At 67.4% G+C, this 18,464-nt stretch carries 17 protein-coding genes; 5 read left to right on the top strand and 12 right to left on the bottom strand.

Going from position 1 to position 18,464, the window contains the following annotated elements; all coding sequences use genetic code 11:
- Positions 1–5: 5 nt before the first annotated feature.
- A complete protein-coding gene (locus tag JYG32_RS04655) occupies positions 6–971 on the bottom strand; it encodes a phosphotransferase (protein ID WP_249744586.1) in 966 nt (321 codons plus the stop codon).
- A 25-nt stretch (positions 972–996) separates the two neighbouring features.
- Between JYG32_RS04655 and JYG32_RS04650 the strand changes: the two genes are divergently transcribed.
- Complete coding sequence (locus JYG32_RS04650; protein WP_213264815.1) at positions 997–1,686, top strand: cephalosporin hydroxylase family protein; 690 nt, start codon at positions 997–999, stop codon at positions 1,684–1,686.
- Here the strand turns inward: JYG32_RS04650 and JYG32_RS04645 are convergent.
- The 7 genes from JYG32_RS04645 to JYG32_RS04615 all read right to left on the bottom strand — a co-directional run bounded on the left by JYG32_RS04645 (position 1,643) and on the right by JYG32_RS04615 (position 10,806).
- Positions 1,643–2,848 (bottom strand): glycosyltransferase, encoded by a 1,206-nt coding sequence (locus JYG32_RS04645; protein WP_213264814.1) that lies wholly within the window; start codon positions 2,846–2,848, stop codon positions 1,643–1,645. The two genes, JYG32_RS04650 and JYG32_RS04645, sit on opposite strands and share 44 nt — an antisense overlap.
- A gap of 7 nt (positions 2,849–2,855) precedes the next feature.
- Entirely contained in the window at positions 2,856–3,926 is a 1,071-nt protein-coding gene (locus JYG32_RS04640; protein WP_213264813.1) for an asparagine synthase-related protein, read from the bottom strand.
- Positions 3,923–4,801: a 4Fe-4S cluster-binding domain-containing protein gene (locus JYG32_RS04635; RefSeq protein WP_213264812.1), complete on the bottom strand. Its 879-nt coding sequence runs from the start codon at positions 4,799–4,801 to the stop codon at positions 3,923–3,925. Before JYG32_RS04635 ends, JYG32_RS04640 begins: the two co-directional genes overlap by 4 nt.
- 1 nt (position 4,802) lies before the next feature.
- Entirely contained in the window at positions 4,803–5,798 is a 996-nt protein-coding gene (locus JYG32_RS04630) for a phosphotransferase enzyme family protein (RefSeq protein WP_213264811.1), read from the bottom strand.
- Positions 5,799–6,548 (bottom strand): FkbM family methyltransferase, encoded by a 750-nt coding sequence (locus JYG32_RS04625; RefSeq protein WP_174381519.1) that lies wholly within the window; start codon positions 6,546–6,548, stop codon positions 5,799–5,801.
- Positions 6,549–6,792: 244 nt separating this feature from the next.
- A complete protein-coding gene (locus tag JYG32_RS04620; protein ID WP_213264810.1) occupies positions 6,793–8,385 on the bottom strand; it encodes an ABC-F family ATPase in 1,593 nt (530 codons plus the stop codon).
- 132 nt (positions 8,386–8,517) lie between these two features.
- Positions 8,518–10,806: an AsmA family protein gene (locus tag JYG32_RS04615; RefSeq protein ID WP_213264809.1), complete on the bottom strand. Its 2,289-nt coding sequence runs from the start codon at positions 10,804–10,806 to the stop codon at positions 8,518–8,520.
- A 152-nt stretch (positions 10,807–10,958) separates the two neighbouring features.
- Here JYG32_RS04615 and JYG32_RS04610 point away from each other — a divergent pair, with 152 nt between their 5' ends.
- Positions 10,959–11,660 carry an ABC transporter ATP-binding protein gene (locus tag JYG32_RS04610; RefSeq protein ID WP_213264808.1) on the top strand — a complete coding sequence of 234 codons (702 nt, stop codon included), beginning with the start codon at positions 10,959–10,961 and terminating at the stop codon, positions 11,658–11,660.
- Complete coding sequence (locus JYG32_RS04605; RefSeq protein ID WP_213264807.1) at positions 11,657–12,460, top strand: ABC transporter permease; 804 nt, start codon at positions 11,657–11,659, stop codon at positions 12,458–12,460. The genes JYG32_RS04610 and JYG32_RS04605 overlap by 4 nt, the downstream gene beginning before the upstream one ends.
- Positions 12,461–12,500: 40 nt before the next feature.
- Here JYG32_RS04605 and JYG32_RS04600 read toward each other — a convergent pair whose 3' ends face one another.
- The 3 genes from JYG32_RS04600 to JYG32_RS04590 form a co-directional block, all read right to left on the bottom strand.
- A complete protein-coding gene (locus JYG32_RS04600) occupies positions 12,501–12,974 on the bottom strand; it encodes a PliI family lysozyme inhibitor of I-type lysozyme (RefSeq protein ID WP_174381524.1) in 474 nt (157 codons plus the stop codon).
- A 252-nt stretch (positions 12,975–13,226) separates the two neighbouring features.
- Positions 13,227–13,778 carry a DUF6013 family protein gene (locus tag JYG32_RS04595; RefSeq protein ID WP_213264806.1) on the bottom strand — a complete coding sequence of 184 codons (552 nt, stop codon included), beginning with the start codon at positions 13,776–13,778 and terminating at the stop codon, positions 13,227–13,229.
- A gap of 264 nt (positions 13,779–14,042) precedes the next feature.
- Entirely contained in the window at positions 14,043–15,059 is a 1,017-nt protein-coding gene (locus tag JYG32_RS04590; protein WP_174381526.1) for a zinc-binding alcohol dehydrogenase family protein, read from the bottom strand.
- Between the two features lie 124 nt (positions 15,060–15,183).
- Between JYG32_RS04590 and JYG32_RS04585 the strand changes: the two genes are divergently transcribed.
- The gene (locus tag JYG32_RS04585; RefSeq protein ID WP_213264805.1) at positions 15,184–16,125 is read left to right on the top strand and encodes a LysR family transcriptional regulator; all 942 of its coding nucleotides are present in this window, start codon (positions 15,184–15,186) and stop codon (positions 16,123–16,125) included.
- Positions 16,126–16,330: 205 nt separating this feature from the next.
- On the top strand, positions 16,331–17,176 hold the full coding sequence (serB, locus tag JYG32_RS04580) for a phosphoserine phosphatase SerB (protein WP_213264804.1): 846 nt from the start codon (positions 16,331–16,333) through the stop codon (positions 17,174–17,176).
- An 87-nt stretch (positions 17,177–17,263) separates the two neighbouring features.
- Here serB and JYG32_RS04575 read toward each other — a convergent pair whose 3' ends face one another.
- Positions 17,264–18,445, bottom strand: a complete 1,182-nt coding sequence (locus JYG32_RS04575) for a cystathionine beta-lyase (protein ID WP_213264803.1) — start codon at positions 18,443–18,445, stop codon at positions 17,264–17,266.
- Between the last annotated feature and the right edge of the window lie 19 nt (positions 18,446–18,464).

The raw sequence follows: 18,464 nt of genomic DNA, 5'->3' as shown, positions 1-18,464 counted from the left end.
GCCAGCTAACTTCCGGGCGCCGCGCCGTCCAGCAACTGCCGCCAGCCACCTAGAAATCCGATGCCGGGCCCCGGCATCCACAGGCCGCGTTGCGCAGCTTCCAGATGGATCAGCGTCTGGTCCACGCAGAACAGCGCCATCAACGCATCTCGGTTCATGCGCATCCAGTCCGGCGCAGCATCGGGCCGCGTCGCTGCATAGGCTCGCAGGCCGGCATCCCATCGCTGCGCATCGAAGACGAAGCGATCGTCCCTGCCCGCATCGCGCGACAGCGCGAACAGCGCAAAGGCCGCCTCGAGCCACTGCGCACCCTGCCCGACATCGTCGAAATCGAGCACGCCGCTCACCGCATGGCCCACGTACAGCAGATTGCCCGCGTGATAGTCGCCGTGCAGCCAATGCACCGGCCCCGTCAGCCAGCGGGCCGCGGTGTCCAGATGCGTGCCAATCCGCCAGATCACCGTGTCGTAATCGCTGCTCAAGTCGCCCGGCAACGACGGCATCGCGCGCGCCGATACACGGGCATGGCGCGCCGCCAACCAGGCCATCAGCGCGGATTCGCTCACGGGGATCGCCGCCAGCGCCGCATGCAGATGCGCGAGCGCGCGCATCGCATCGATCGCGCCCGCGTGCGCATCGTCGGGCAGGCCGGGGCTGCCGTCGATATGCTCGAACAGATGCAGCCAGCTTCCATCAGGCACCTGCACGCCGGATTGCGCGTCCACGGTCGGCCGCAGTCGCGGCAGCGCGGGTAGCATCGGCGCCGTGCGCGAACGGCCGAGATCGCCGAGTATCGACGCCTCGCGATGCACCTGCTCGATCGGCTTGCCGGACCACGACACGCGCAGCACCGTGCGCCCCGAATCGCACTCGACGAGATACGTTTTGTTAGTATGGCCCGACGACAGCGCCTGCAGGCGCGCCGGCCCGAGCTGCCAGTGCCGGTGAAGCCAGGGTTCCAGCGTTTTCACGTCACTCCTACTCGTTGCATTGACCATGTCAGAGCGTCCTTCGGCCCGCATGCGGGACATCAATATCGAATGGCTGACACGTGCTGCCGAATTCGACCATCTGTTCCAGACGCGCTGGCTCGGCGAGCGCTTCTTCCATCTGCCCGGCGACATGCTCGCGCTCCAGGAACTGATCTGGCGCGAGCGCCCCGACTGCATCGTACAGACCGGCATCGCGGCGGGCGGCGGCGTCGTATTCTCCGCGTCGATGCTGGAATTGGCGGGCGGTCACGGGCGCGTCGTCGCGATCGAACCGCGCCTGCGCGACGAGGTCAGGCAGCGCCTGCAATCGCACCGGCTCGCCCATCGCATGGTGCTGATCGAAGGCGAATCGTGCGCGGCCGACACGCTCGCGTCGGTGCACGCACAGATCGGCGACGGCGCGCGCGTGATGGCGATCCTCGATCTCACGCATACGCACGCGCACGTGCTGCGCGAACTCGAATGTTATGCGTCGCTCGTGACGCCCGGCAGCTACGCGATCGTGATGGATACCATCATGGAATATCTGCCGCCATCGATGTTCGACGGCAAGCCGTACGGCAAAGGCAACAACCCGGCGACGGCCGTACGCGAATTTCTCGCCCGCGACGACCGGTTCGAAGTCGACGAGAACATCGAGGACCGCGTGCTCATGACGCTGTCGCCAGGCGGCTTCCTGAAGCGAGTTCGCTGATCAGCCGGGCGGCCTGCGCCGAGCCGTCGCGCGCGTAGCTCGCACGGATTCGCGCCGCATGCTCGCGCAGCGGGCCGGGACGCAACAGGCGTTCGAGCGCATCGGCAATGTCCGCGACGCCGGCCTGCTGCAGATCCAACACGCATCCGGCGCCGGCCCGCTCGACGAAGTGTGCGGAATGGAACTGGTCGTTGCAGAACGGCGACAGCAGCATCGGCACGCCGCACGCGAGCGACTCCATCACCGAATTCGCGCCGCCGTGGCTGACGAACGCATGCGTGCGCCGCAGCAACGCCAGCTGCGGCACATAACGCACCGCGACGACGCGCTCGTCACCGGCCGGCAGCAAATCCGAATCGACCAGTTCGCCCACCGACAGCACCAGTTGTGCCGACGTCGCGCGCGTCGCGTCGATGACCTTCGCGAACACGTCCGGGTGGTAGTAAAGCTGGCTGCCGAGCGACATGTAGACGAGCGGACGATCCGCATCGAGGCGTTCCCACGGGAACGGCGTCTCGTCGCCGCGCGGGCCGGACGGCAACGCCGGGCCGACCAGCTCGACACCTGGCGGCGGCGCGCCGACCAGCGCATCGGTCGTGAACGCGAGCGTCAGATGCGGCGACAGGATGTCGCATCCACGAAAGCGCGCGTCGAGACCGTAGCGCGCGAACAGGCGAGTGCGTTCCGGTGCGAGCCAGCGCACCGTGCGCAACAGTTCCGAATCGAGCTCGTCCGGCAGCACCGGATTCAGCGAATTGGACATCGAGACCCACGGCAGCCCTTCCAGCTCGGCGGCGATCGCCGCCGCATAGAGCAGCGGATCGATCACGACCACGTCGGGCCGCCATTCGCGCAGCACCGCGCGGATGCCGTCCACCTGCGCGGGTGCAAGGTCGATCAGCAGCGTGCGGATCCAGTGCCGCAGCCAGTCGGCGTCGCGGATGTTCGCGGCGAAACTCGCGCCGCGCGACAGGTCGTGGCGTTCGGGCGTCTCGCGCGGCCCGACGAACGCGAAGTCGCCCGCGCCGTCAAGTTGCGCGCTGATGTCGGCCGGCGCGTAGAACGCGACGTCGCAGCCGGCGGCGCGCAGATGCTGGGCCGGACCGATGCACGGATTGACGTGCCCTTTTTCGGGCACCACGCAGAACAGGATGCGTTTCATGAGCGGCTCAGGTTGGGCGATGCGCGGCATCGCGGTGATCGAAGTGGTCAAGATGATCGAGGATCAGTGTCAGCGTCGCCCACAGCACGCGTTCGGTATCCGCCTGCAGCGTGGGCGCGGCCAGGCCGAGCGTGTCGGCGAGCGCACGCGTGCGCTCGCGATCGAGCAGTGTCGTGAGGTCCATCGCCGGCGCGAGCCGCCCGCGCTTGGGGCCGTGCACGAGACGGTCCGGCAGGTTCAGGCGCGCACCGAGATCGCGCAGGCACTGCTTGTTCGGGTCGGGCGCGATGCTCGTCAGATGCGCGACGACGGCGGCGTCGACAAACGGCGGATGCAGGTCGACCGACGCCGCATCGAACAATGCATGGCACAGCGGCAGATAGTTGGCCGACCGGTCGCGGCGCAGCACCTGGTCCGCACCGTCGCCGGTGACGGCCACCTCGATGCCGTCAGCGGCCATCGCCTCGGCCAGCAACAGCTTCGCGACCGGATGCAGGTTGAACATCGGCTCCTCGACCGCATAGGTCGTTCTCGGCAGCGCGGCCACGAAATCGGCCTCGTTCGCGCGCACGATCTTCACCGTCGCCTGCATCTGCTCGGCCAGTTCGAGTGCGGCATCGCGTTCGCAATAGTCCGGCATGTCGGTCGCGAGGATGTAGGACGTCACGTGCCGCTGCGCGCCGAGTTCGCGCAGCAACGCGAGCAGCAGCGCCGAATCGAGCCCGCCGCTCAGCGCCAGCGCGACGCGCTTGCCGCTGTCGAGCGCGCGTTGCAGCGATGCGCGCAGCACGGTTTCCAGATCGCCGCGCTGCGGCCGCTCCGGCGCCGGCTGCACCGCCAGCCCTTGCGGCGAACGGATCAGCGCGTGGCCGGGCGGCACCGCCAGCACGTCGCGCAGCACGGTGCGACTGATGGGACGCTCGCCGCTCAGGTAGCCCGCGATGGCGGCCGTGTCCGGCGCGCCGGCCGGTTGCCCCGAAGCATGCAGGACGGCCCGAATGCCGGACGCCGACACGCCGCTGCGCGGATGGTAGTGCAGGCGATCGAAACCGAACAGGTCGCGCGTGCCGACGATCATGGATAACGAGCCTTCAAGGTGTCCACTTCAATGCGTTTCAGGATGCGATGCGGCGCCACCGGCGCGCTGCCGCCCTGGCAATGCAGGCACGCTTCGAGCGGCGCCTCGCGTTGCAAATAGGCGAGCATCGCTTCGAGCATGCCTGCGTCGTCGCGCAACGGCAGGCCGTCGGATTGAAAATCCTTCTCGCCCTTGTAAAGCGTATGGAAATGCGCGGGACGCGTGCACGTGTAGAACATGCCGTCGCGAATCATATGGCAGCGCTCGCGGATCCAGCAATCGCGATAGAGGCGCTGCGCATCGTCGCGGTCCGTGCCGGGCTGCGCGCGATTCATCGTCGTGAACACGTCCTGCACCTTCCAGTTCAGGCGCACGTCGAAGCGCGCGGCCTGGTGCTCGACATGCGCGATCAGGTCGCGCGAAAGCGACGGCTTCGGGTAGCGCGAGATCGTCAGCGCATCCACCGACTGCCAGAACGCGTCCGGCATCTCGCCGAGCTTCAGGCCGTTCGTCGTGACCGAGATCACCGGTGCGATGCCCGTGGCGCGCACGCGTTCGACGAGCTCGACGAGCGCCGGATGCAGCAGCGGTTCGCCGCCGACCAGCTTGAACATGCGCGGGCTCAGCACCTTCGCGGCCTTGCGCAGATCGGCCTCGAGCGAATCGGGGCTCGCATGCCACTCGGGCAGGAGCGGCGACAGCGAGCAGCATTCCGCGCAGGTCAGATTGCAGTGATCGACGATATGCGCTTCCAGCGAGCGCGTCAGGACGCGCCCGTCTTCGACGCGGTAGTCGCGATCCAGCGGCGGCGGGAAGACATGTTGCCGCTCTCCGGACGAGGCCGGATTCGAAAGCGTGTTCGGATTCGCATTCACTTCAGTTTCCTGCTTCCACGCAACGGGAAAAGAAATCGACGAGACGGCCGCGCGCGTCCACCATCGCGGACGCCATCGTCACCGCCCCGTTCAGGTGCGCAGCGAAGCGTGCCGGATCGTCGAGCCAGCCTTGCACGACCCACAACTTGAGCGCGTGCTGCAGACACGCGGCATCGACCGCCCAGGCGATGCGCGCGGGATTCACCGGCCCGACCCGCCGATACGCGAGCACGAAGGCCTCCGCCAGGTGCGGCGCTTCCAGCGGCAGATGGTTCAGGCAACGCACCAGCTCGTATTCGTGCGGCGCGCCGATCGTCGCTTCCCAGTCGAGGATGAGCGGCGGCGTGCCCGTGCCCGCGAACAGGTAGTTGAACTGGTTGTAGTCGTTGTGGATCGGGTGCTGCGGATCGTCGGCGGGAAACGCTTCGATGCTGCCCGGATAGTAGCGGTCGATCATGCGCAGCGCGAGCTCGACATAGCGGCGCAGGTTCGCGGCGCCGTCGTTCGAGCGCACGCGATCCAGCGCGTCGAGCAGGCTGCGGCGCACCGCGTCCGCGTCGATCGCGGTCAGCCGCGCGCGGATCGTATCGAGCGACGGCAGATGAAGCCGTTCGAGGCTCAGGTGCAACGCCGCGAGACTCGCGCCGAGCGCATCCCACTCGGCCGGCGAAAACGTATCGTAAGTTCTGAACTGCCCCGCTTCCCAGCGCGTCAGCATCGCGTGCGAGCCGGCGCCCGTCCACAGCGGTTCGCCGGCCGTCGTGCGTTTCAGCGTCTGGACACGGAAGCGCGCATCGCCATGCGTCTCGAAATGCGCGAGTACGGCGGCTTCCTTGGCCGCGCGCGCATGATGCTGCGGCGCATAGCGCTTGACCGCCACGCCGCCGCCGTCGGTCGGCAGATGCCACACGCGTTCGCCTACCTGCCGCGGCGGCCCGCTGTGGCCGAGCGCGTACGCGTCGCGGATCTCGTCGAAGGTGACGGCGGGTTGGTCCATTCAGATGTGCTCGGCCGGCCCGTGCCGATAAGGATGGCCGCTCAGGAACGTGTTGTGCCCGACGTAGCGCAGCTTGTACATCGCCGGCCGGAACAGCACCGAAGGATCGTTGTTCGCGATGCCGAGCAGCGGGTACAGGTCCTGCCGCACGAAGAACGCGTTGTTGCCCATGTCGTCGCAGCAGACGAGCTCATAGCCCTTCTGCCTGCCGAGGTGAACGAGCGATTCGAGGCTCGCGCCGTAATAGGTCGATCCGTCCCATTCGTGGTCCGGATTGAAGCACATGACCCAACGTTCGGGTGGCGTGTAGTACGGGTTGTATTCGATCACGACGATGCGCGGCTGAAACGCTCGCAGGCCGCGCCACACCCAGTAGTCGTTGCCGTCGATATCGATCGACAGCAGGTCGAAGTCGGCCGGCACGTTCGCATCGGCGAGCAACGGGTCGACCGTGTCGGGCTGGACGCGGTCGTGGTGCAAACGGACACGCTCCGCGCCCGCGTAGTGAACGGCAAGCTTGCCGAACCGGTACGCGCTGCCTTCCACCAGCACACCCGCCCAATCCTGTTCGCGCAGCAGCCGCGCGGTGTTGCTGTTGCGCAGGCCGTCGCTCGCGCCGATGTCGACGCAGAAGCGATTCGTGGGTGCGATCCGCTCCATCAGCCGCGCCAGGATGCTTTCCTCGGTGCCCTGCGCGTACAGGCTTGGCGCAAGGCCGGACAGGTCGAGCGGGAGAGGATGGTCCTGCATCGAGGGGCGGCTCCGGGTCGGATTGGGGAATGGGGATTGGTGTTCGGAGCGTAATTTACCCGAAGTCGACTCGCCGGAGGAAACTGGATTGCGCGACGCCGCCGGGCTTTGCCGGGGACGGAAATGAAAAGGCCCGCATCGACAATGCTGTCGATGCGGGCCTGATGCGTTTCTTGCGGCTTCGCTGTATGTGCCCGGCTTCGTATTGTCTAGCCGCGGCACATGAACGGAAGCGTCAGGGCAATTACTCCTGCCCCTGGCTCGTCAGGAATTCCTCGTAATTGCCGCCGAAGTCGAACAGGTTGCCGTCCGTCTTCACTTCGATGATCCGGTTCGCCAGCCCGCTCACGAACTCGCGGTCGTGCGACACGAAGATCAGCGTGCCTTCGAACTGCTCGAGCGCGATCTGCAGCGACTCGATCGATTCCATGTCCATGTGGTTGGTCGGCTCGTCCATCAGCAGCACGTTGTGGCGGCCGAGCATCAGCTTGCCCCAGATCATGCGGCCCTTCTCGCCGCCCGACAGCACCTTCACCGACTTCTTGATGTCGTCCGACGAGAACAGCAGGCGGCCCAGCGTGCCGCGCACCATCGTTTCGTCGTCGCCGTCCTTGCGGTACTGGTCGATCCAGTCCATCAGCGTGATGTCGTTCGGGAACTCCTCGTACGTGTCCTGCGGCATGTAGCCGACATTCGCGTTTTCGGACCACTTCACCGTACCGTGCTCGAGCGCGAGCGCACCGAGCAGCGAACGCAGCAGCGTCGTCTTGCCCGCGCCGTTCTCGCCGATGATCGCGATCCGCTCGCCCGGCTGCACCGACAGGTTGAAGTTCTGGAAGATCGTACGCTCGTACTTCTTCGTGATGTCTTCGGCGACCACCGCGACGTTGTGCAGCTTCTTCTCGAACTCGAAGCGGATGAACGGGTTCTGGCGCGACGACGGCTTAAAATCCTCGATCTTGATCTTGTCGATCTGCTTCGCGCGGCTCGTCGCCTGGCGGGCCTTCGACTTGTTCGCCGAGAAGCGGCGCACGAAGTCCTGCAGCTCCGCGACTCGCTCCTTGGCGCGGGTGTTCGCCGCGGCCTGCCGCTCGCGCGCCTGCGCCGACGCGAGCATGTAGTCGTCGTAGTTGCCCGGCCAGACCTTCAGCGTGCCGAAGTCCATGTCGGCCATGTGCGTGCACACCGAGTTCAGGAAGTGACGATCGTGCGAGATGATGATCATCGTCGAGTTGTACTCGTTGAGCATGCCCTCCAGCCAACGGATCGAGTTGATGTCGAGGTTGTTGGTCGGTTCGTCGAGCAGCAGCACATCCGGCTTCGAGAACAGCGCCTGCGCGAGCAGCACGCGCAGCTTCCAGCCCGGCGCGACGTCGCTCATCGTGCCGCTGTGGAACTTCTCCTCGATGCCGATGCCGAGCAGCAGCGCGCCCGCGCGCGCCTCGGCGTCGTAGCCGCCGTATTCGGCGAACTTGCCCTCGAGCTCGGCCGCGTGCATGTAGTCGTCGTCGGTGGCTTCCGGGTTCGCGTAGATCGCGTCACGCTCGGTCATCGCGGCCCACATCTCGGTGTGGCCCATCATCACGACGTCGAGCACGCGCACGTCTTCGTACGCGAACTGGTCCTGGCGCAGCTTGCCGAGACGCACGTTCGGCTCCAGCGCGACGTTGCCGGCGCTCGGCTCGAGGTCGCTGCCGAGGATCTTCATGAACGTCGACTTGCCACAGCCGTTCGCGCCGATCAGACCATAGCGGTTGCCCTCGCCGAATTTGACCGAGATATTCTCGAACAGGGGCTTTGGCCCGAATTGCATCGTGATGTTGGCAGTAGAAAGCACGGCAGGTCCCGTTAAAGGATAAATCGACGGAAAACCGCGTATTTTAGCAGGAGTCGGAGAAACTGCCGACCATGCCGTTCCGGCCCCGCCGCTCCGCCCTCCGCGCCGGGCACCCGCCGGTGCCCGCCCGCCTCACTTGCCGGCCTTCGCGGCCGCCCTTTGCGCCGCCTTCGCGTTCATCTGCCCGAACAGTTCCGAGCACGGCACGTCCCGGTTGTTGCTCGGCGCGATCAGCGGGATCAGCGCCGCGAACGGGTTGATCAGCCCGAGCCCGATCATCGCGCCGGCACGCAGCGCGAGCGCACCCGCATCAACGCCGACGTCCGGGTTCTTGAACGTGCCCTTCGCATACAGCGGCGAGCGCAGCGAGAAGATTCGGAAACCCTTCGTATGCGGATGGATCTTCAGGTCGAGCGTTTCGTCGCGCAGGCTGATCGGGCCGTCGACGTTGATCAGCGCGTCGTCCGTATCGAGCGCGAACACCTTCGGGTCGAGAATGCCGTTGGTCGCGACGAAGTCGATCGCCGCGCAGTTGATCTTCACGTCGTTGTTGCCGAACAGCTTCTCGTAGACGACGTTCGCAACGTTCAACCCCGCCGCCTCCATCAGCAGGCGGCTGATGCGACCGTCCGTGACGAGCGCCTTCACTTCGCCGTTCGACGTCGCGGCCAGCGCGGCCGGCGAGTTGCCGGTCGCCGACAGCGACGCGTCGCCGTTGATCTCGCCGAGCGCCGACTGCATGACCTTCTGCGTCGGGAACAGTTGCTTGAGCTTCAGATGCCGCGCGGCCACCATGAAGCGGCCCTTCAGCTGTGCGCCGCTGCCGTCGAGGTGCGCGGTCGTCGCGAGCGTGCCGCCCGCGACGCCGAACTGCAGCGGCTCGAGCGACAGCACGCCATCCTGCATCACGATGTGCGTGTACAGGTTCGTGATCGGCAGGTTCGAACTCTTGATCAGCTTGCGGCCCGTGAACTTGACGTCCGCGTCGAGCGCGCGCCAGCGATCGGTACGGAACGTCTCGACCGGCAGCACGCGGCCGGACGGCTGGCGCGTCGTGTCGCCGCGCTTGGCCTTGCTCGCGGCAGTATCCGCGCCGATCACAGGCGCTAGATCGGAGAACTGCAGCAGGTTCGACACGAGCTCGCCCGACAGCTTCGGCCGCGGCTCGCGCTGCTCGTACACCAGCGTGCCGCCGAGATCGCTGCCGCCGACGCGGCCGTTGAAGTTCTCGTAGCGGAACGTGCTCGCGTGCCGCTTGAAGTTGCCGATCAGCCGCCCTTCGGTCGCGTAAGGCGGCGTATCGGGCAGCGTGATGCCAGTGAGCTGGTAAAGGTGCGACATCGACGTGCCCTGCAGCCACAGCCGCAGGTCGATCGCTGCGAGATGCATCGGATCGGTCAGCGTGCCGACGATCGCGAGCCGGGTGTCGCCAGCCTTCACGTCGGCCTGCAACGGGAACGGCCGCGATGCGTCCTGGATCGCCAGCACGCCGCCGAGCTTGCCGGTACCGCTGATCGGCACGTTCTTGTAGCGGCCGTCGACCTTCAGCCCGAACGCATAGGTCGGGCCGGACGGCTTCGCGGGCGCCGCGGCGCCGCTTGCGCCGGACGCGACGGCCGCCGTCGAAGCGGAAGCGGCAGACGGGGACGACGAAGCCGAAGCAACGGAAGACGCGGCCGAAGCACCCGCGGACGACGCCGCACTCGCAGCCTGTGCCGCGGAAGCGCTCGACGCGGCTTCCGCGTTGGCCTTCGCGCTCAATTGCGCAGCGCCGTGCTTGCCGACACGTTGCGCGGACGCCGCACGCGACGTCTGCTCTTGTTCCTTCAGCACGTCGCCGAGCGGAATCGGCTGCCCGAGCGTATCGATCGCAACGGACAGGTCGGCCTTCGTGATCGCGTCGCGATACGTGACGGTGCCCTTCGCGAAGCCGAAGCTGTCGAGCCGCACCTTCCAAGGCGACGGCTGCGCCGATTGCTTGAACTGGAAGGTCCACGTGTTGCGGCCGTCGGCGAGCCGCTCGAGGTCGACGGCGGGATTCACGACGTCGATCGACGGAATGACGATTTCGTGAGCGAGCAGCGGCAGGATCGCGAGATCGAAGTGCGCGGCATCGAGCGTGACGAACTTGGGCACCTTCGCCCAGTCGGGGTTGCCGATCTCGAGCTGCGTGGCCGAAAAGCTCGGCCAGGGCACCCATGCGCGCCAGCCGGTCTCGCCGTCGGGGCGACGCCAGCCGACCTTGAGGTCGCCGTTGATCGCGAACGGGCGGCCGAGTGCCGCACTCACCTGTTCGTTGACCCACGGCTTCGCGCGGTTCCAGTCGAACGTGAAGAGAAAGACGCCGGCCGCCGCGATAAGCACCGCGACGATACCGACGATCCATGCAGCCGATTTGCCGATGGCTCGGGTTAGCGTCATGGCGGTTCCGTTGTTGTTCTGAAGTGTTGCCGCACCATGCCGGGCCGCTTGCGTGGACGAACGGCGCACGACACCCGCGGCTTTTCAATCGGTATTATGACGCACGCCATGGTGACGTTTCAGCGCCATTAACGCTTTTTTTCATTTGTGACATGACAGCCCCCACCGGCCTCATCGATGCGCAGCGCATTACGCGGCGCGACGCCAGCAGCGGCAAGACCCTGCTCGCCCCGACCGATTTCAGCCTCGCAGCGGGATCGCGAATTGCCATCACGGGACCGTCCGGGTCGGGCAAGAGCGTGCTGCTGCGCGCGCTCGCGCTGCTCGATCCGCTCGACGGCGGCCACCTCCTGTGGCGCGGCAGCCGGATCCGGCGCAGCGCGATTCCGCGCTACCGGCGCAGCGTCGCGTACGTGCGCCAGCGTCCCGCGCAGATGGACGGCACCGTCGAATCGCAATTGCGCTATCCGTATTCGCTCTCGATCTATCGCGACGTCGCGTTCGATCGCACGCGTGCCGAAGCGCTCGCCGCGCGCGCCGGCCGCGGCCCCGACTTTCTCGACAAGCGCGCGAGCGACCTGTCGGGCGGCGAAGCGCAGATCACGGCGCTGCTGCGCGTGCTGCAGCTCGATCCCGACGTGCTGCTGCTCGACGAGCCGACCTCCGCGCTCGATCCCGAATCGGCGCGCGCGATCGAGGCGCTCGTCGATGCATGGTTCGACGCGGCGCCCGACGCACGCGCGTACATGTGGATCTCGCACGATCCGGCGCAGGCCGCGCGGATCGGCACGATCCGGCTCGTGATGCAGGCCGGCGTGCTGCATGTCGCGAACCCGATGGAGGCCACGCAATGAGCCCGGCACTGCAGGACCTGAGCCTCGTCGACGTCGGCATCGCCGCGGCGCTCGTCGCCGTCAACGGCGCGATCTCGGCGGCGCTGTCGCTCGGCCTCGGCCGCAAGCTCGCGCTCGCGGCGGTGCGCACCGTCGTCCAGTTGCTCGCGATCGGCTACGTGCTCGGCTGGGTGTTCGGCCATCCTCACTGGTACGTCGTGCTGCCGCTCACCGCGCTGATGACGCTGATCGCCGGCTTCGCCGGCGCGGGACGCGGCAAGCGTACGTACCGTGGCCAGCGCGTCGACAGCATCGCGTCGATCTGGTTCAGCAGCTGGTTCGTCGCGGCGGTCGGCCTGTTCGTCGTGATCCGCATCCAACCGTGGTACGCGCCGCAATACGCGATTCCGATCCTCGGGATGATTCTCGGCAATACGCTGACGGGCGTGTCGCTCGGCGTCGAGCGGATGATGGAAGAGCTCACGGCACGCCGCGACCGCGTCGAGACCGTGCTCGCGCTGGGCGGGACACGCTGGGAAGCCGCGCAGGATGCCGCGCGCCAGGCCGTGCGCGCGGGCATGCTGCCGACGCTGAACCAGATGGCCGTCGTCGGCGTCGTGAGCCTGCCGGGGATGATGACGGGCCAGGTGCTGGCCGGCCAGTCGCCGCTGCAGGCCGTGCGCTACCAGATCGTGATCATGTTCCTGATTGCCGCGGCGTCCGCGCTCGGCACCGTCGGCGCGGTGCTGATGACCTATCGCCGGCTGTTCTCGGCCGATCACCGCTTTCTCGCGTCGCGGCTCGAAGAGCGCGCGCACTGACACGCGGCGGTGCCACGCGATGCATTCGCGCGGTACGCGGTCAGCGCGCGCCGCTGCGCTTGCCGATCGCCTTCCGCAACGCGGCCGCGATGTCCGCGTCGGGCGCGAGCCCGTCGACCGACGCGACGAGCCGCACCGCACGCGGTGTCGTCACATAGGCCTGCGCGCCGACATAGCCGCCGCTGCCGGCCGAGCGCGTCGTCACGACGAGCGCCTGCGGCGCACGTGCGCCGAGGTCGGCCGCGTACGCGTCGGTAACCGTGCCATCGCGCGCATGCAGCGCACCGTTCACGTAATCGTCGGTATCGAAGCCGGGCGCGGCATGCGCGGTCGAATACACGCGCACCGCGTAGCTGCCGGTCGAGCACGGTTCGAGTACGCCGCTCGACACGACCGCCACCTGCTGCCGCGACGGCAGCTCGACCTTCTTCACGAAACTGCAATCGTCGGCCGCCTGCGCTTGCGCGGCGACGAACGCAGCGGCCAGCGGCAGCATGTGAATTCGGAATTTCATCGGGATGTCATTACGGGAAGATGATGATGCCGGCGAGCATAACGTGATATCTGCATGACGTCACGCAGGTCGCCACGCAACGCGGTCGCACAACGAACGATCGCCATGCCGTTGCCGCGGCACTGTGCCGCGGAGCAGGTCGCGGGAAAGCATCGTGACGGCGACACGAAACGCTCACGTGCCGCCCTGCTTGTCCCGCCAGTCGAACCCGTTGCGCGCGCACCGGACGAAACGCCGGCCTGCGCGCGCCGCTCAACGCTTGATCGACACCGTCACCTTCGTGCCGTCGCTCATCGTCACGGACTTCGATCCGCCATTGGTCGAAAGCGACACCCACTTCACCTGGCTCACCGACACGACGTCCGGGCACTGCAGCGACTTGCCGCCGGCCGTCACGTTGCGCGTGCCCTTCGGCGCGGCCGCCTGGAAGCTCATCTGCACGTTGGCGATCCCCTTCGCGTCGACCGACGGCGCGAGCCGCACCTGGGTCTGGCGCACCATCGCGCCGTTCTCGTCGCGCGGCAGGTTGTCCGCGTTCGGGCAGCCGTCCGGCATCGCGACCGCGCCGCTCGGCGGCACCGACTTCCAGTTGAAGTCGTCCGTTTCGCCCGAGCGGATCTTGCGGGTCTCCTGCGCATTGCCGAAGGCCTTCGAATCGACCTTGACGGTGTATTCGAGCTGTCCCGTACCGCCGCCCTTCAGGCTGCCCTTGACCGGCGGCGCCGCGAATACGCTCACGCTGACGCACGCCGCCACGAACACGGCCGACCACGATGCGGCGACTGACAAGCTGCGTTGGCTCATGCTGACCTCCTTGTAATGCGGCGGCACGCGCGTGCCGCGCGGTTTTCGATGCATGATGCGTTGCCAGTCTACCGCCAAGCGGCATGCAATGCGCCGCAAACGCATCGGGTGTTACCCCGCTTGCGTTCGCGGCATTGCAACCTTACGCGCGCTGCCGGCTCTCAAGAAAACGCCGGGCCGCCCCCAACTTTTCCGCCCCGAAGGAAGTCCCCTTGGGGGATGCCCCCTCGGGGGCCTGGCGCGAAGCGACAGGTTCGGGGGCGCTCAGAAACCGCTCAGCACAATCTTGCCGATCGAGCGCCCGGCCTCGAGCAACTGGTGCGCGCGGCGCACGTTCGCGGCATTGATCGCGCCGAGCTGCTCGCCGAGCGTCGTGCGCAGCGTGCCGCTGTCGACGAGCCGCGCGACTTCGCCGAGGATCCGGTGCTGCTCGATCATGTCCGGCGTCTCGAACATGGCGCGCGTGAACATGAATTCCCAGTGAAACGCGGCGCTCTTCGCCTTCAGCAGTTCGACCGGCACCGGCTTCTCGTTCTCGACGATCGTGCAAATGCCGCCCTGCGGCCGGATTACTTCCGCAGCGGCCGGGAAATGACGGTCCGTATCGTTGAACACCAGCACGTAGTCGACGTTCGGATGCCCGGCCTCGCGCAACTGTGCAGGCAGGTCGCCGAAATGGTCGACTACCGCATCCGCGCCGAGCGAGCGCACCCATTCGGCCGATGCCGGCCGCGACGCGGTCGCGATCACGTGCAGCTTGCCGAGCGTCTTCGCGAGCTGGATCGCGATCGAGCCCACGCCGCCCGCGCCGCCGATGATCAGCACCGACTTGCCGGCGTCCGCGCCCTGCGGCGACACGTGCAGCCGGTCGAACAGCGCCTCCCATGCGGTCAGCGCGGTGAGCGGCAGCGCGGCTGCCGCGGCGAAGTCGAGCGTGCGCGGCTTCAACGCTGCGATCCGCTCGTCGACCGCATGGAATTCGCTGTTCGCGCCGGGCCGCGTGATGCTGCCCGCGTAGAACACTTCGTCGCCGGGCCGGAACAGCGTGACGTCCGCGCCGACCGCGACGACCGTGCCGGCGGCATCCCAGCCGAGCACGCGCGGCGTCTCCTCGACCTGCGGCTTCGGCGCGCGCACCTTGGTGTCCACCGGGTTCACGGAAATGGCCTCGACCTTCACGAGCAGGTCGCGCGGGCCCGGTACGGGCTGCGGCAGTTCCACGTCGAGCAAGGCCTGCGGGTCGTCGATCGGCAGATAACGGGTCAGTCCAACGGCTTTCATCACGAAACTCCTTTCACGGAAACCGGGCGGGCCGCGGCGCAGCCCCACGAACGTCATCGTAGGCAACCCGATCCTTCGAGAAAACCGCTATATTTCCTGAAACATTTTCAGGAATTTCGGAATAATGGCACCCGATCCGATTCCGGCACCCGACAAGCCGCTCGACCTGCTCGACGTCGCGCTGTTCGTGCGCGCGGCGCTGCTCGCGAACGTCACCGCGGCCGGACGCGAATTCGGCGTGTCCGCCGCGGTCGCGAGCGCGCGCATCGCGCAGCTCGAACGCCAGCTCGGCGCGCGGCTGCTGCACCGCACCACGCGCCGCATCAGCCTCACGCAGGACGGCGAGGTCTTCATGGCGCGCGCCGACGCGCTGCTGTCTGCCGCCGACGCCGCGCGCGCGTCGGTCGGCCGCGGTCGCAGCGAGCCGTACGGGCGGCTGAAGGTATCGATGTCGTCGTCGTTCGGCCGCCAGCATGTCGCGCCGGTGATTCCCGCGTTCCTGCGCCGCTACCCGTCCGTGTCGCTCGACTTGCGGCTGTCCGACGAGATCGTCGATCTCGTCGACGACGGCTACGACGTCGCGATCCGTCTCGGCGCACTGAAGGATTCGACGCTCGTCGCGCGCAAGCTCGCGGTGAACCGCCGCGTGCTGTGCTGCTCGCCCGCGTATCTCGCCGAACACGGCACGCCGCGCCATCCGGCCGACCTCGCGCAGCACGAGTGCGTGATCCTCGGCGACCAGCGCGACTGGTCGTTCGCGACGCCGCAAGGCCCGCTGACCGTGCGGGTCGGCGGCCGGCTCGTCGCGAGCAACGGCGAGGCGATCCGCGAAGCGCTCGTCGACGGCTTCGGGATCGCGATCAAGTCGACCTGGGACGTCGGCCCGCTGCTCGCGAGCGGCGCGCTCGTCACGGTGCTCGACGACTATCCGTTCGCCGACGACGTCGCGATCTGGGCCGTCTATCCGAGCCGCGCGCACGTGCCGCTGAAGACGCTCGCGTTCATCGCGTTCCTGGCCGGGCATTTCGGCGATCCGCCGTACTGGGACCGTGCGGACGAGCGATAGGTGTCGGCGTTGTTCGGCTCGCGCTGCGGGCGTGCCGGTTCGAGTCGGGCCTCAGGATTCGTACCTGCCGCGACCGCCCGGCCCGGCCAACCGGCTACAATGGCGCGTTCGCGACGCAATGGCCCGCAGCCGAACGGGGCCCGCGTCCGCAGGCGGCCGCCCGTTGGCCGCGCACGTGTTTCATTCGCCTCCCAACCATCCCGCCATGACCCACAACCTCGTCATCCAGAGTCTTGCGCCGCTGTCGGACGCCCATCACAAACCGCTGCTCGCGCTGTCGCGCGGCACCCGCATCGTGCAGACCGACGATCACGCGCTGCGCATCGAAAACGCGAACCCGGCGCAGCGCCTCGACATCGATGCGTACTGCGGCACGCACGCACTCGACTTCGCGTTCGTCGAGGCCGGCCGCACGCTCGGCGATTTCGGGCTCGTCGTGATGGACATGGATTCGACGCTGATCACGATCGAATGCATCGACGAGATCGCCGATTTCTGCGGGCTCAAGACGCAGGTCGCCGAGATCACCGAAGCGTCGATGCGCGGCGAGATCCGCGACTTCAACGAGAGCCTCACGCGCCGCGTCGCACTGCTGGCCGGGCTCGACGCGCAGGCGCTCGAGCGCGTGTACGAGGAACGGCTGCAACTGTCGCCGGGCGCCGAAACGATGCTTGCCGGCGTGAAGGCCGCCGGCATGAAGACGCTGCTCGTGTCGGGTGGCTTCACGTTCTTCACCGAGCGGCTGAAGGCACGCCTCGGCCTCGACTACGCGCATGCGAACACGCTCGAGATCGTCGACGGCAAGCTGACCGGCAAGGTGCTCGGCGAGATCGTCAACGCGGACGTGAAGGCGCGCATGCTGCGCGACACCTGCGCGTCGCTCGGCCTCGAGCCGAGCCGCGCGATCGCGATGGGCGACGGGTCGAACGACCTGAAGATGATGGCCGAAGCCGGGCTGTCGATCGCATTCCACGCGAAGCCTGTCGTGCGCGATGCGGCGACGGTCGCGTTCGATCACGTCGGCCTCGACGGGCTGCTGCGGCTGTTCTGATCCCGCACGACCTCGAATGAAAAACGCCGGCGCGAACTTGCATCGCGCCGGCGTTTCGTTTTTCCGCGGGACGTGATCGGCCTGCGATCAGCCGAGTACGGCCTGCAGCACGCGCTCGATGTCCGCGCGCAGGTCGGCTTCGTCCTCGAGACCGACATAGAAACGCACCAGCGTGCCGCGATGCGGCCAGTCCGGACGCATCGACGCGACGTCGTAAGGCATCGCAAGGCTGCACGCGCCGCCCCAGCTCCAGCCGATCGCGAACAGTTCGAGCGACTCGACGAAGCGGTCGATCTGCTCCGCACTGTAGCGCGCGTCGAACACCACCGAGAACAGCCCGCCCGCGCCCGTGAAGTCGCGCACGAACGACGCATGCCCCGGGCAATCGGCGATCTGCGGGTGCAGCACCGCCGTGATCTCCGGCCGCGCCTTCAGCCATTGCGCGAGCGCGAGCGCGCTCTTGCTGTGCGCGTCGAAGCGCACCTGCATGCTCGGCAGGCTGCGCAGCACGAGCGAGCAATCGTCGACCGATACGCCGATCCCGCAGCGCATCCGCGCGAGCTTCAGCGTTGCTTGCAGTTCAGCGTTCGCGGTGATCGTCGCGCCCATCAGCACGTCGCTGCCGCCCGACTGGTACTTGGTCAGCGCCTGCACCGAGATGTCGACGCCGTGTTCGAACGGCTTGAACGCGAGCCCGGCCGAATAGGTGTTGTCGATCGCGGTGACGATGCCGCGCGCCTGCGCGGCCGCCGTGATCGCCTGCACGTCGGGCACTTCCATCGTCACCGAGCCGGGCGCCTCGATCCAGATCAGCCGCGTGTTCGGCTGGATCAGATCGGCGATGCCGGCACCGACGAGCGGATCGTAGAAGCGCGCGGTAATGCCGAAATCCTTCGCGAGCCAGTTGCCGAAATCGGCGTTCGGCCCGTAGACGTTGTGCGGAATCAGCACGTCGTCGCCCGCTTTCACGATCCCGAAATAGACGTTCATGATCGCCGCGAGGCCCGACGGCTGCAGCAGCGCGTGCGTGCCGCCCTCGATCTCGGCGAGCCGCTGCGCGAGCGCGAGCGACGTCGGCGTTGCGTGCAGCCCGTAGCGCCACTGGTTGTCGTTGTGCCAGACGAGCGCGCGCATCGTCGCGAGATCGGGGAACACGACCGTCGACGCACGCGCGACGGGCGGCACGAACGAACGGAAGCCTTCCGGGATGACGTCGTCGGGTTGAACGATGCGGGTTTGCAGTGCGCGCTTGGGAGTGGATGCAGTCATGACAGGAAGCCGGGCACAA

The organism is Burkholderia pyrrocinia, from assembly GCF_018417535.1.
Lineage (GTDB): Bacteria > Pseudomonadota > Gammaproteobacteria > Burkholderiales > Burkholderiaceae > Burkholderia > Burkholderia pyrrocinia_E.
This window is presented reverse-complemented; position numbering and strand designations above follow the sequence as displayed.

Excerpts from the sequence above, each read along its gene's own strand:
- JYG32_RS04590 (WP_174381526.1), bottom strand. The coding sequence starts at position 15,059 with ATGAAAGCCGTTGGACTGACCCGTTATCTGCCGATCGACGACCCGCAG.
- JYG32_RS04640 (WP_213264813.1), bottom strand. The coding sequence starts at position 3,926 with ATGATCGTCGGCACGCGCGACCTGTTCGGTTTCGATCGCCTGCACTAC.
- JYG32_RS04625 (WP_174381519.1), bottom strand. The coding sequence starts at position 6,548 with ATGCAGGACCATCCTCTCCCGCTCGACCTGTCCGGCCTTGCGCCAAGC.
- JYG32_RS04610 (WP_213264808.1), top strand. The coding sequence starts at position 10,959 with ATGACAGCCCCCACCGGCCTCATCGATGCGCAGCGCATTACGCGGCGC.
- JYG32_RS04600 (WP_174381524.1), bottom strand. The coding sequence starts at position 12,974 with ATGAAATTCCGAATTCACATGCTGCCGCTGGCCGCTGCGTTCGTCGCC.
- JYG32_RS04575 (WP_213264803.1), bottom strand. The coding sequence starts at position 18,445 with ATGACTGCATCCACTCCCAAGCGCGCACTGCAAACCCGCATCGTTCAA.
- JYG32_RS04630 (WP_213264811.1), bottom strand. The coding sequence starts at position 5,798 with ATGGACCAACCCGCCGTCACCTTCGACGAGATCCGCGACGCGTACGCG.
- JYG32_RS04615 (WP_213264809.1), bottom strand. The coding sequence starts at position 10,806 with ATGACGCTAACCCGAGCCATCGGCAAATCGGCTGCATGGATCGTCGGT.
- serB (WP_213264804.1), top strand. The coding sequence starts at position 16,331 with ATGACCCACAACCTCGTCATCCAGAGTCTTGCGCCGCTGTCGGACGCC.
- JYG32_RS04595 (WP_213264806.1), bottom strand. The coding sequence starts at position 13,778 with ATGAGCCAACGCAGCTTGTCAGTCGCCGCATCGTGGTCGGCCGTGTTC.
- JYG32_RS04605 (WP_213264807.1), top strand. The coding sequence starts at position 11,657 with ATGAGCCCGGCACTGCAGGACCTGAGCCTCGTCGACGTCGGCATCGCC.
- JYG32_RS04650 (WP_213264815.1), top strand. The coding sequence starts at position 997 with ATGTCAGAGCGTCCTTCGGCCCGCATGCGGGACATCAATATCGAATGG.
- JYG32_RS04645 (WP_213264814.1), bottom strand. The coding sequence starts at position 2,848 with ATGAAACGCATCCTGTTCTGCGTGGTGCCCGAAAAAGGGCACGTCAAT.
- JYG32_RS04585 (WP_213264805.1), top strand. The coding sequence starts at position 15,184 with ATGGCACCCGATCCGATTCCGGCACCCGACAAGCCGCTCGACCTGCTC.